This is a genomic window from Bacteroidota bacterium (genome assembly GCA_037133915.1).
Classification (GTDB): Bacteria; Bacteroidota; Bacteroidia; order Bacteroidales; family CAIWKO01; genus JBAXND01.
The window spans coordinates 1-12,594 of sequence record JBAXND010000027.1 but is presented as its reverse complement, the minus strand read 5'-3'; the positions used below and the strand labels follow the sequence as shown (position 1 = coordinate 12,594).

Annotated in this window: 11 protein-coding genes; 2 read left to right on the top strand and 9 right to left on the bottom strand. The window is 43.9% G+C overall.

Going from position 1 to position 12,594, the window contains the following annotated elements:
- The first annotated feature begins 173 nt into the window (after positions 1 to 173).
- Complete coding sequence (gene lipB, locus WCM76_10205) at positions 174 to 905, top strand: lipoyl(octanoyl) transferase LipB (GenBank protein MEI6766004.1); 732 nt, start codon at positions 174 to 176, stop codon at positions 903 to 905.
- On the opposite strand, the gene WCM76_10200 is transcribed toward lipB, so the two are convergent.
- The 9 genes from WCM76_10200 to WCM76_10160 form a co-directional block, all read right to left on the bottom strand.
- Positions 885 to 1,829: a nitronate monooxygenase gene (locus WCM76_10200; protein ID MEI6766003.1), complete on the bottom strand. Its 945-nt coding sequence runs from the start codon at positions 1,827 to 1,829 to the stop codon at positions 885 to 887. The two genes, lipB and WCM76_10200, sit on opposite strands and share 21 nt — an antisense overlap.
- Before the next feature lie 136 nt (positions 1,830 to 1,965).
- Positions 1,966 to 3,822 (bottom strand): hypothetical protein, encoded by a 1,857-nt coding sequence (locus tag WCM76_10195; protein ID MEI6766002.1) that lies wholly within the window; start codon positions 3,820 to 3,822, stop codon positions 1,966 to 1,968.
- Positions 3,803 to 4,822, bottom strand: a complete 1,020-nt coding sequence (locus WCM76_10190; protein MEI6766001.1) for a FecR family protein — start codon at positions 4,820 to 4,822, stop codon at positions 3,803 to 3,805. Before WCM76_10190 ends, WCM76_10195 begins: the two co-directional genes overlap by 20 nt.
- Before the next feature lie 5 nt (positions 4,823 to 4,827).
- Positions 4,828 to 5,403, bottom strand: a complete 576-nt coding sequence (locus WCM76_10185) for an RNA polymerase sigma-70 factor (GenBank protein MEI6766000.1) — start codon at positions 5,401 to 5,403, stop codon at positions 4,828 to 4,830.
- A gap of 20 nt (positions 5,404 to 5,423) precedes the next feature.
- On the bottom strand, positions 5,424 to 6,140 hold the full coding sequence (locus WCM76_10180; GenBank protein ID MEI6765999.1) for a head GIN domain-containing protein: 717 nt from the start codon (positions 6,138 to 6,140) through the stop codon (positions 5,424 to 5,426).
- 33 nt (positions 6,141 to 6,173) lie between these two features.
- Entirely contained in the window at positions 6,174 to 7,391 is a 1,218-nt protein-coding gene (locus tag WCM76_10175; GenBank protein ID MEI6765998.1) for a hypothetical protein, read from the bottom strand.
- Positions 7,392 to 7,517: 126 nt separating this feature from the next.
- Complete coding sequence (locus WCM76_10170; protein MEI6765997.1) at positions 7,518 to 8,753, bottom strand: 3-ketoacyl-CoA thiolase; 1,236 nt, start codon at positions 8,751 to 8,753, stop codon at positions 7,518 to 7,520.
- 24 nt (positions 8,754 to 8,777) lie between these two features.
- Complete coding sequence (locus tag WCM76_10165; GenBank protein ID MEI6765996.1) at positions 8,778 to 10,115, bottom strand: 3-hydroxyacyl-CoA dehydrogenase family protein; 1,338 nt, start codon at positions 10,113 to 10,115, stop codon at positions 8,778 to 8,780.
- A 71-nt stretch (positions 10,116 to 10,186) separates the two neighbouring features.
- Positions 10,187 to 10,960 (bottom strand): enoyl-CoA hydratase-related protein, encoded by a 774-nt coding sequence (locus WCM76_10160; protein ID MEI6765995.1) that lies wholly within the window; start codon positions 10,958 to 10,960, stop codon positions 10,187 to 10,189.
- 142 nt (positions 10,961 to 11,102) lie between these two features.
- Here WCM76_10160 and WCM76_10155 point away from each other — a divergent pair, with 142 nt between their 5' ends.
- Positions 11,103 to 12,515: an aldehyde dehydrogenase family protein gene (locus WCM76_10155; protein ID MEI6765994.1), complete on the top strand. Its 1,413-nt coding sequence runs from the start codon at positions 11,103 to 11,105 to the stop codon at positions 12,513 to 12,515.
- The last annotated feature ends 79 nt before the right edge of the window (positions 12,516 to 12,594 follow it).

Sequence of the window (12,594 nt, the reverse complement as noted above, 5' to 3'; positions counted from 1 at the left end):
TACACAAACGCCTTGAAAAAAATATTCCGGTAACGGAACCAAAAAATTAACCTGTCCGGAACCTTTTTTTTTGTGATGCGTACAAGGCTGTAATTCCGGGGGGAAGAAGGACAATTTATAAAACGGAGCACTCCGTTACAATCAGAAGTATTAACTTTGTAATTAAGACAGAAATGATAATGGTAAACGCACAATTCCGCGATCTGGGACTCATAGATTATGAAAAATGCCTTTCTCTGCAGGAAGAGCTGTTTTCCGAGTCGCTCGCAATTAAGGGAATGCCTGACACTTCGAGTGTAGCTATTGTTCCTGACAACTACATGATTTTCTGTGAACACCCGCATGTTTATACGTTAGGAAAAAGCGGTAAAGAATCGAACCTGCTGCTGGATTACCTGCAGTTGAAGTCGAAGGAAGCCACCTTTTTCAAAACAAACCGCGGTGGAGATATCACCTACCATGGTCCCGGTCAAATAGTCGGTTATCCGGTGATTGATTTGGAACAGTTCGGAATGTCGCTGCGTAATTATATTTACAATATTGAGGAAAGCATTATCCGTGCGCTAAAAGTATATGGCATCAGAGCGAGTCGCATGGAAAAAGCAGCCGGTGTGTGGCTGAATCCGGATACGCCCCGTGCCCGTAAAATATGCGCGATTGGTGTGCGAAGCAGCCGTTACATTACTATGCATGGCTTTGCATTCAATGTAAATACCGACCTGAATTATTTCAACTATATTAACCCTTGTGGTTTCACAGATAAGTCGGTGACTTCGTTAGCGCGTGAACTGGGCGCATTGCAGGATATGGACAAGGTAAAAGAAACCGTAAAAAAACAATTCTGCGAAGTGTTTGATATGGACCTGAAAGAGTATAATTCATTTTCACCAAAACAGGCCAGCTAATTCTTGCTTTGCAAGCATAAACTCCTTCATTATTTCATCAATAATAAGTGCTGCCGGTTTTATCTCTTTGATAAATCCCGATGCCTGACCGATTTCAAGCTCGCCTTCTTCAAGGTCGCCTTCAAACATACCTTTGCGTGACCTGCTGTGACCCAGCAGTAATTTCAATTCTTCCGGATTCGCACCTGCATCTTCGGCGGCTTTGATTTCGTTATAAAATTTATTCTTCAGCAGACGCACAGGAACCACCTTGCGCAACGCCAGCATCGTATCGCCGTCTTTAGAATTTATCAACGCTTGTTTGAATGCTTCGTGAGCTGAGGATTCCGCGGAGGCCACAAAGCGGGTTCCAATCTGGACACCTTCAGCGCCAAGCGCAAATGCCGCTAACATTGAACGGCCGGTCGCTATGCCGCCTGCAGCTATCAACGGAACAGTCACCACATCGCGTATCATCGGAATCAGTGTCATGGTGGTAGTTTCTTCAATACCGTTATGACCACCGGCTTCAAAGCCTTCGGCAACAATGGCATCCACACCCGCTTCTTCACATTTTCGGGCAAACTTAGTATTCGCAATCACATGTACAACGGTAATACCATGTTCTTTAAGTTTTGAAGTATATTTCGACGGACTTCCCGCCGAGGTAAAAACAACAGGAACTTTTTCTTCAATAACCAAATTTATAAAGGATTCCGAATGTTGAAAAAGCAAGGGAATATTCACACCAAAAGGCTTGTCCGTGGCATTTTTGCATTTGCTGATGTGTATTTTCAAAATATCAGGATCCATGCTGCCGGAGCCAATCAGACCAAGACCACCGGCATTGCTTACGGCCGATGCGAGTTCCCATCCGCTGCACCAAATCATGCCTGCCTGTATAATAGGAATGTTGATTTTAAAAAGTTCGGTTATTCTGTTCATGTTGGGGGTTGGGGGTTGGGGGTTGAGGATTAGGGATTAAAAAAAAATAAATAATTAGCAATTTGTATTCAAAAAAAATGACAAAACAGCTATTCAATATTCGCAAAGATAAAAAAAGAAACAGGAAAATTATGAATCAAAACAGGCGTATTCCGAGATTGCCTCCTGCCCAGAAGTTGAAATATGAAGCCGAGTTTTCCGTCATGTAAATGGAATAGGGAGAAAGTGATTTGTTATAACTTTCCTGACCGCTCAGTTTTTGCTGATAGTTACAATACAAAGCCGGTCCTGCGATAATTGCAAGCTTTTTTGTCAGGCGGATGCCGAGTGTCATTTCGTAAGAGAACAATGCATCGTGAGTTGCTTTCAAGCCATTGTCAAAAATCTTATACGCGATTAATGAAACATCCATACTTGCGCGTTTTCCAAATTTTATTTCCGAGCCCAGTCCGTATCCTGCAGCAAACATATTACCGGATGATGGGCGGTAACCAGCACTGATTACATTATGGAACAGCGGCATTCCGGTGCGGAACGTTGCCTGCGCATAAAACGTTTCGCCGCCTGTAATATCCAGTTTATGAAAACCCGAGTGTGAAAAGCTGAGCAATCCAAGTGCAAAGCCATTCAACGTATCGCTGATATTAATAATACCCAGTTGCGCTCCGTCAACCCTGCGTGCATAATTAAAAAATCCTGCCAATTGTGCGCCCCGCATGCTATTACGGGCAATATTCGCAAAACCGGCAATCTGCAATCCTTTTACAGCTCCGGCATAGTTCGAGAATCCCGCAACCTGCAGTTTGTTCACTGTTTGAAGTGTAACATTCAAATACCCTCCAAGCTGCATCCCGTCAAGGTTATTTACAGCTACATTTCCAAAACCCGATACCTGCACACCGGTAATCACTGACTTTGAGAAACCTGCCAATCCGCAGACAGAAATGCCGGTAAGCGTATCCATGAGCAGATTCGTAATTCCGGCAAGCTGGATACCGTAGACTCTTCCAAGCGTAAAATTTGCCAGTCCGGCAAGCTGAATTCCCTCTGTTCTGCCTCCCACGAGATTGGCCAAGCCGGCAAGCTGCAGACCTTTAACATCCTTTTTATCGATATTGGCGAGACCGCCCATTTCAAAACCGTTCACTCCATTATTATATCCGATTAATACATTGAATGATATTTTATTCTCCACAATTCCGCTAAAGAGTCTGTTAGTACTGAGTGTTGGAAGCAGCGAAATATTGAACGTGCGCTGTTCGGTTACGGCAATATTTTTTGATTGTTCTAGCTGTTTCTCAGGAACGATAGCTTTTACCAAACCCACATCTTCGATTTGCCGTTGTTCGGGTATTGTTGCAGCCTTTATGGGTACCACATGGCTTATCAGCGGCATCATCTCTACATTCATCTCGTTCCCGCCATCGGCAGGGCGCACAATGATAACCGTATCCAAATAATTCTTCTTACTTATGCTTAGCCGAATTTTCTCGCTTTCGCCCGGAAGCAACAAACTGTAATATCCATAATCATTGGTCAGGGCCAGAGCATGATTGCTTTTATCATAGACGCTGGCATAAGGAATACGCTTTCCGCTGATGCGGTCAATTACGTAGCCGCTTACGCTGTACGCCGTAATTTTTTTACGGTTTGATGCACGTTTCTGCTTTTTGGCGCATTGCACTATGATATAATTGCCTTTATCTGAAAAGATATTGCGTGAAGGAAGCAGCTTTTTTAACACATTTCCCACAGACTGATTCTGAACATTAATGCTGATTATGCTGTCGAAAGGTACACAGTCTGCGTCGTACGAAAAGCTGAACCCGGCCTGTGATGCTATATTCTGAAGCACTGCATCGAGCCGTTGAGCAGATGCATTTAAAGAGATAACCCTTGCCGAAGGCATATTCTGAGCAATGCTCTTTGACTCTGAACACAGAAGAAACACCGGCAGTAAAGCACACAGTAGTTTAGTTATTCTGGCAGCCATCTCCGTCAAGAATATAATTTTCCGCATCGCGTTTGACGTTCATATTAAAAGTAACCGCAATAATATGAATAACATTATCAAGATTTTCGTTGCTGAAAGTCGCGGTAATGCGGCAATAGTTGAGTTGGTTCTTTTTTACGGTAATCTTATGTCCATAGACCATTTCCAGCACCTTCACCACTTCCCTGATTTCAGTACGTTCAAAAATTATTGTCTTTGTTTTCCATGCGGCCACATTTTTATCCGTATTGGTGCGACATATCAATACCGCATTTTTTCGAGAATACAACCCCTGCTGACCTTCCGTGAGTATTGCTTTATGACCCAGGCTGTCGTACATCATCACCGTTCCCTTAATTACCGAAACCGTTGCTGTATCAGAATCTGCCCGTGAATCGATGTTGAATTCAGTACCCACAACTTTCACGTTCAGCCCGTGCAGGTCAATGGTGAAAGGCTTTTCCTTATTGGCAGCAATTTTAAAATAACCGGTTCCCCTGAAGGTTACTTTGCGGTCTTTAACTCCAAAGGCCGCATGTGAATAGGACAGCTCCGAGTTGTTACGCAAGGTTATAACCGAACTGTCGCTGAGCGTTTGTTCTACGTTTTCGCCAGAACAAGCAATGCGGATGATGTCTTGAGGTTTTGTACTCATGTACCACGCAACATATCCGCAAACAGCAGTAATAATTAGTATGGCTGCGATTCGCGAAAGTGTTTTCAAAGAAAATATTTTGAATTTTTTCTGTGAAATATCAGCGCTGTCATCCAGCCGGAACTGCATATTTTCCCATGCGGCTTCTGCATTATAAGAAGGTGCCGATGCCCAGTCGACCTCATCGGCCGAAGTCCACAGCTGCTGCATTTTTTCAAATTCAGCGATGTTGCCGGGCGATGCATCTTTCCACGACAATATTCGTGAAGCCTCATCGGCATCAGCTTCTCCGGCAAAATATTTTGCCAGAAGGTCAACCATTTCAGTGTCGTGAAAATCAGTCATGGTGCTTATTGTTTCGCAAATAAAAAAATCATCATTATAAACACTTCATCAGCGAGATCGTCTCTGAGTTTTTTCAGTGCCCTGCCCATATGGTTCTCAACCGTCTTCACTGAAATATTCATTTTTTCAGCAATCTCTTTATATTTTAACCGTTCAATTTTGCTCAGTTCAAAAACCTGCCGGCACTGTTCGGGCAAACCATGTATAGCAGCAATAATTCTTTGTTCAAGCAAGCTTTGGCGCAGCTGATTATCGTCCTCCGGTTCATCAAAATATTCGGTCATCAACTTCACTTCCTTCTCCATGTCCTTCCTTCTGGCGTTTTCGCGAATCACATTCATGCAATTATTATGAAGTGCTCTGAAAATGTATGATTCAAAGGACGATGTGATGTTCAGCGCGGCTCGTTTCTCCCATATCTTAACGAAGGTATCCTGCACAACTTCTTCGGCTGTTGCGACGTCCCGTATCAGCTTAAAGGCATATCCGCACAAGCCGGAATAGTGGCTTTTGAAAAATTTCTCAAAAGCCACCATGTCGACTGTTTCCGTTCTGCTTTCCTGCGCCTTTATTTCAACCATATACCTAATTATACTCCGGCTTAGTTTGAATTATAAACTGAACCCGAACCGTTGTTATCCATTTGAATGGAAGGATTTCCTTTGTAATAAACTTCACCGCTGCCATTTATTTTTACATACAGCGACTGACTTGTATTAACTTCAACTTTTCCGCTGCCGTAAATGTAAACTTTTGTATCGACAGCACCAAGCGCAAATGCCCCGACATCACCGGAACCATTCACCTTAACTTCTTCATATGCGGCAGTTCCGCTCAATGAAACATTTCCGGAGCCATCAATTTCAGTATACACCGAATTGGCATGAATTCCTGCTTCAATATTTCCCGACCCTTTGATGTTGAAATGCACGACATCCACCGAATCGAAGGTCCCGCTGTAAATATTTCCCGAGCCGCTGATGGTAATTGCACTGAGATTCGCAATAGTGATATACACGGTAATTTTTCGATGGCTGTGAATATTCTGGTCAAACTCAATATCCCAGGTTCCGTTGTGAACGCCTTGTCTGATATGGTCAATGATGTTAGCCTGACCTTCAATGCGCACCTCCTGCGCCGTACCCTGACTCAGGTAAACATCGGCATCAATGCAGTTATTGATTCCTGTAATTGTTTGCAAACTCAAGGTCTGTGAAACAACCGGACCGGTTCCGTAAGTGTCCTTTTTACATGATGTGAATGTTGTTGCGGTTGCGATCGCAGCGATCAGCAAGATGCCGCCAATTTTTGTTTTCATTTGATTATTGAATTAAATTATTTGTGAGTTCTATTAAAATTCCTTGAAGCGAATGCCTGCCTGGCCACCAATCCACATGTGCATATCAGAATCGGCCCATGTTTCCGAAACCATTTTATAAGGAGCTATCTGCTGGCCATATTTTCCGGTATCGGGGTTGTACCATTGAGAGATATAGATGTTGTATGAAGCACCCAGAAACACATCAAAATGCTTTGAAAGCTGCAGACCAAAATCCACATTCACGCGATTCAGATTATTGGCAACGGTAACAATGTAATTATCGTACGACAGATAATAGCTGCTCACTTCTGCATTCATAAAGATTTTTTTGGAAAAATCTATCTGGGTTCCGATGCCGTATCCTATCCCCCATCCGGCGTGTTGATGATCATAGCGCGCACCTGCAGAGAAAATATTATAAAATTTATTCGTTCCAGTTTTAAAGGAGGCATTGAGATAAAAAACCTCGTTGGCTGCAAATTCATAACGTCTGTAACCTTTACGGATAAAAGAAATCAGGCCGATGCTAACGCCTTTCACGCTATCGGCAATATTCACAATACCAATCTGTGTCCCTTTGATATTACGGGCATAATTGAAGAAACCGCTAATCTGAATACCCTTTACATACTTCTTTGAAACATTTGCAAAACCGGCAATCTGTGCACCTTTCATTGTGTCGGCATAGTTCACATAACCCGCAACCTGAAAGCCATCCAGCTTACCTATGCAGGCATTTGCAAAACCCGTAATCTGTGCTCCTTTAACACTGCCTGCATAATTGGCTAATCCGCCAATCTGCATACCGTCAAGATTCCGGAGCGTTACACAACTGTTGCCACCCAACTGAATTCCTTTGAGTGAGCGTCCGGTATAACATCCGAAACCGCCTGCCTGAAATCCATTCGAGGAGTCGGCAACAATGTTCCCGAAACCGGCAATCTGAAAACCATTGAGTGTTCCACCCGAATAATTCGTAAAGCCGGCAATCTGAAATCCTTTGGTATTATGCTTATTGATATTTGCAAATCCGCCGATTTCAAGACCTTCTGTACCGGAAGAAAATCCAAGAAACATGTTCAACGAAAAATTGTTCACACAACGTCCGCATTCCATACCATTTGTGGAAACAGGCGAAATGAAAGAGATTTGAAATCGTCTTGTAAGTGTTGAGTCATTGTCTGCGCTACTCTTAGAAGTCTGAATTATTAAAAGTAAAATGAGAAGTGTTACCAGGCGTGTTTTCATGTTCAGAAGTTTTTGTTCTGCTATGAAGACGGAATCAAACAAAAAACCCCCAATCACTTATGAAAATATTTTCAAAAAAAAAGCCCGTCTCTTTATTGACGGGCCTTCTGTAAAGAAAAATAATATTTATTCCGCTTTCTTATAAACGATAGAAACGAGTGTTTTATCATCGCCGCCCATATTTACCGATAATCCGTAAGGACGCTGAGGATCGATTTTAATTTGGGCATCCCCTGTTTTTCCGGTGAGCTGTTCCCAAATGGTTACTGCCTGATGCACTCCTGTAGCGCCCGTTGGGTGCCCCCAGCCAATCAGTCCGCCGGTAGTGTTGAACGGCACTTTACCATCGCGTGCCGTATTTCCGGCAAGTACAAAATCGGGACCTTTGCCGTGTTCTGCAAATCCGATGGCCTCAACAGCCATGATACCGGCAATCGTAAAGCAGTCATGTGTTTCAACCGTCCCAATCTGTTCTTTGGTGATGCCGGCAGTTTTCATCGCTTCATGAACGGCCTTTGCAGTAGTATCCATAGAAGTGAGGTCAGCAGGTTTGCGTGTGATATCATCCACAACATGTCCCCAGCCTTTGATTTCAACAGCATCTTTGAGTGCAATACCGCATTTCTTTAAACCGGCTTCAGACATAATAGCAATGGCTGATGCGCCATCCGAAACTTTTGAGCAATCAAACACATTCAGTGAATCAACAAAACCTTTGGGATTGGGTTCGGTGAGCCCGGTAGCTTCAAGGTCTTTGATTGTATTATGATATTCCTGTGCCGTCGGGCAAAGGCGGGCATTTTCAATAGCATTCCGATACCAGCGTGCCAGAGCTTTGCGTGTATTCTCACGACCATATTTTTCGTAATAAGCGCCGGCTCTGTTGCTGAACTGCCCCGGGAAAAAATAAGCATGTCCGGCTTTGCGTTCGGCAAACCAACCGGCACCGGCAAGGATGTCCGCACCATATATTGCTTTGACGGTGTTCTGGACTTCAACGCCCATGCACAGCACCACATCGGCAGTTTCTGCAAGCACAGAACGGATACCGTTCATCAGTGCCAGACCACCTGAGCAGCAAGCACCTTCAACGCGTGTTGATGGTATGAAGCGCAACCCTTCGTCAATATGGCCCATGAATGCGCCGAGATGTGCCTGTTTATTAAAACGTGATGCCATAAAATTCCCAATCACGCATTCATCCACATTTTGCGCACCACCAATCATTTTCAGCGTTCCCTGTCCTGCCTCTTTTATGTAATATTCCAAACCGGGACGCTCCTTTTTGGGATGAAATTCTTTACGTCCCGTTCCCATTGAAGTGGTGTTGAATCCGGTGGCCATATAAACCTTTGTTCTCATTTTTTGCATTGTCGTGTCCTCCTCTTAATTTAAATAATTGTTGATTGGGCCATACGCATGGAAGAAACCCGTGAGCAGTACAGTGTTCACATCTTCTGGTTTCAAAGCAACGCCATCGCTTACCAGCTTTTCACCAATTTCTTTTGAACGGTTTGCATAGCGGCATGCGAGTTCAGAACCAAAAGTTTTCAGCGATTTTAATTCCGTAAAATACTTTTTGAAATATTCGTCCTTATCTTTTCTTCCCACAACAGCCTTCCACGGCAGCAATGACTCCGCAGCTTTCCCGAGCTTTTCGTCGCATTTTGCCTGTATATCGGAAACAGAAACATACTGTTTCTTTGAAGGATCATACACTCCAGCAACTCTTCCTTTTTCATATTTCAGAATTCCGTCTTTTTGCGAGCCGTCTGAATTCTGACCACCCTTTACGCCCGACTCCATGAGTTCGTCAAGCAAGGGGCTGTGCAGGTCTTCATCTTTGAGATACGGATTCATTACATTCATGATAAATTTGACCACGTCCACACCCACATAATCAACCAGCTGGAAGATGCCCATCGGACGAATCAGGTAATCTTGTGTTACTTTGTTTACCATGTAAACAGCTTCCGCAAAACTTACTTCTTTTGACAGCCGTAATGCTTCATTGATGCCGTATAATGCATCGCGCATAAAATGTCCGTTACCGATAAAACCGGCATAGTCGTTTGACGGGACAATGATTTTCTTCAGATTTTTCGCATACGCATGAGCAAACTCAAGCAGTTCAGGTTTTGTTTTATCGGTCACAATCAGTTCCACGAGTTTCTGCACTGCGGGAGGATTGTAGAAATGAAAACCGAGTACCCGGCCGTCAAGCTTCACCTGATCTTCGAGTTCTTTAATAGGAATCGATGAGGTATTTGTAAAAACCCATGGTTTATGAGGATTGTTGTTATCAATCTGCGAAAGCAATTTCACTTTCAACGGCTGATTTTCAATAATGGCTTCAAAAATAAGGGTTGACTCATAGGCTGCTTCAAGAGAAGTGACAGGTCTTACAACATTCATCACATCAAAGACGTACTGGTCGATGATTTCACCATTCTCAATGAGGTCGGCACGATTCTCATAGACTTTACGCAACTGCCCTATTTTCTTTTCAGCCACTTTAAGAACCTGCACTTTAAGATAGCGCATCAGCCCCGCCAGTCCTGCATGCGACACATCCATGGCATTCAGGACAAAAGTTTTTCCGCTGTTCTCCGGTTTCAGGCTCAGGTCGGCCATTTCTACCGCAGTGAGCAGTAAAATTCCGCTTCCCATCTTGCCCGCGGCACCGAGTACCGTCACATTCTGCAATCTTTCTTCGTACGTCATATTGTATAATTATTGATTTTTCTTAATTCCACGATACATGATTCCTTAAAAACAGATTCGTAATTACTGATTTACCACGAAGGTTTTCTTTTTTCCAGAAAGGCTTTCATGCCTTCTTCTCCTTCACTGCCTGTGCCAAAAAGTGTCCCGAACTTTTCCGCTTCCAGTTCACAGCCTTTGTTGAAATCCATCATCAACCCCTTACGTGTAACGTATTTTATAAGTTTTACCGATTGAGGTCCTTTCGTAATTATTTTCTTTGCAAGCTCTGTAACCTCCGTCATCAGTGCTTCGGGCTCTACCACTTTTTGAACCAGACCCATTCTGAGTGCGTCATCGGCAGTAACCATATCGGCGGTATAGAGCATCATTAATGCATTTCCAAGACTTGTAAGTCTTGCCAAACGCTGGGTTCCGGCATAACCGGGAATTAGTCCGAGATTCACTTCCGGCTGTCCGAATTTGGCTTTGTTGCTTGCAATACGGATATCGCAAGCCATGGCGAGTTCACAACCGCCACCCAACGCGAATCCATTGACAGCAGCTATTACCGGAATATCAATATTTTCAAGACGTGCAAACGTATCCTGCCCGACTTTTGAAAAGGCAGTTCCCTCTGCACTGTTCTTATTCACCATCTCGGCAATATCGGCACCGGCAACAAAAGCTTTTCCTTCGCCGGTAAGGATAATTATTTTAATTCCGCTGTTGCCCGCAGCATCATCAAGAAATGCGTTCAATTCAGTGAAAAATAGCGTATTCAGAGCGTTCATCGCCTCGGGGCGGCTTATCACTACGGTGGCAATGCCTTCGGCGATAGTTATTTTTAAAATACTATAGTCCATGCTTGTTTGTTTTGGTTTGTGTGAATGTAAAATACAAATTTACTAAGATATACGGATTGAAATGTTAAAAAAACTTAACGGCTTATAAAATTAAAAATCCGTTCTAAATCGTAATTTTGGCAATGTTAAATACTTTTAAACCATGACTGATTTTCTCATTTATTGCGCAGGTGAATTCATCACAACTGAAAACAGGATTACCGTCAGGAATCCGTTCGACGGGTCTGAAGCGGGTGTAACCTATCTTGCAGGACAGACAGAACTTGAACGCGCCATAAAGGCCGCGACCGAAGCCGCTCCCGCGATGAAAGAAATGCCGTCGTATATGCGATATAAAATTCTGATGAGCATTGCAGAAGGTATTCGTAAGAACAAAGAGCATATTGCCGCGGTACTTTCGGCAGAAGCGTGTAAGCCGATAAAAAATGCGTTAGTTGAGGTTGATCGCGGCATTCAGACGTTTATCGTGGCCGCTGAAGAAAGCAAGCGTCTACCTATGGAGTATCTGCGCCTCGACTGGACGCCTGCAGCAGCAGGTCGCGAAGGACTTGTAAAATATTTTCCTGTTGGACTTGTAGCCGGCATTTCACCCTTTAATTTCCCACTGAATCTTTCGGCCCACAAGATAGCTCCCGCCATCGCGGCAGGCTGCCCCATTATTTTGAAACCGGCCACTTCCACACCGCTCACAATGCTTGAAGTTGCGAAAATAATTGATGCGACCGAACTTCCGAAAGGCGTCGTTTCTATACTTCCGATGGATCGCATTACCGGAAACCTGCTTGTTACCGATGAACGTTTTAAACTGCTTACGTTTACAGGCAGTCCCGAAGTTGGCTGGAAAATGAAGAATGATGTGGGAAAGAAAAAAGTTGTTCTTGAGCTGGGAGGAAATGCAGGCGTTATTGTAACTCCATCCTGTGACCTTGAAAGTGCTGTTGCAAAATGTGTAGTCGGAGGTTTTGCATATGCCGGACAGGTGTGCATCCACACGCAGCGCATATATGTGCATGCATCGGTAATCAAAGATTTCAGCAAACTGTTTATTGCAAAAGTAAGGCTGCTGAAACAGGGCAATCCTCTGGATGCGGAAACAGATATCAGCGCTATGATTGATGAAGCAAACGCCATTCGGGTAGAGCAATGGGTAAACGATGCCATAAAAGAGGGTGCGCAATTGTTATGCGGCGGCAGACGCAGCGGCACTATGATGGAGCCAACCGTACTTACCGCGACAAAACGAGACATGAACGTTTGCTGTTGCGAGATATTCGGTCCGGTGGTAATTCTGGAATCGTATAATGATTTCAAAGAAGCGGTTGACCGCATCAACGACTCTGCTTTCGGACTGCAGGCAGGAGTTTTCACCAACGATATGCGCGAAGCAGATTATGCATTCAACAACATTGACGCGGGAGGTGTGATTATCAACGACGGTCCGACTTTCCGCGTTGACCATACACCTTATGGCGGCATCAAGGATTCGGGTCTCGGCCGTGAAGGCGTGAAGTACGCCATGCTGGATATGCTGGAGCCGAAGATAATGGTGAAGTGAAGGCGGTTGCGACGTAGGGGAGTGAAAAATGAAAAAATGAAAAAATGAAAAAATGAAAAAATGAAAAAATGAAAAAATG

Coding starts and splice junctions, on each gene's coding strand:
- WCM76_10160 (MEI6765995.1), bottom strand. CDS start 10,960: ATGGACTATAGTATTTTAAAAATAACTATCGCCGAAGGCATTGCCACC.
- WCM76_10155 (MEI6765994.1), top strand. CDS start 11,103: ATGACTGATTTTCTCATTTATTGCGCAGGTGAATTCATCACAACTGAA.
- WCM76_10190 (MEI6766001.1), bottom strand. CDS start 4,822: ATGACTGATTTTCACGACACTGAAATGGTTGACCTTCTGGCAAAATAT.
- WCM76_10175 (MEI6765998.1), bottom strand. CDS start 7,391: ATGAAAACACGCCTGGTAACACTTCTCATTTTACTTTTAATAATTCAG.
- WCM76_10200 (MEI6766003.1), bottom strand. CDS start 1,829: ATGAACAGAATAACCGAACTTTTTAAAATCAACATTCCTATTATACAG.
- WCM76_10170 (MEI6765997.1), bottom strand. CDS start 8,753: ATGAGAACAAAGGTTTATATGGCCACCGGATTCAACACCACTTCAATG.
- WCM76_10180 (MEI6765999.1), bottom strand. CDS start 6,140: ATGAAAACAAAAATTGGCGGCATCTTGCTGATCGCTGCGATCGCAACC.
- WCM76_10185 (MEI6766000.1), bottom strand. CDS start 5,403: ATGGTTGAAATAAAGGCGCAGGAAAGCAGAACGGAAACAGTCGACATG.
- lipB (MEI6766004.1), top strand. CDS start 174: ATGATAATGGTAAACGCACAATTCCGCGATCTGGGACTCATAGATTAT.
- WCM76_10165 (MEI6765996.1), bottom strand. CDS start 10,115: ATGACGTACGAAGAAAGATTGCAGAATGTGACGGTACTCGGTGCCGCG.
- WCM76_10195 (MEI6766002.1), bottom strand. CDS start 3,822: ATGGCTGCCAGAATAACTAAACTACTGTGTGCTTTACTGCCGGTGTTT.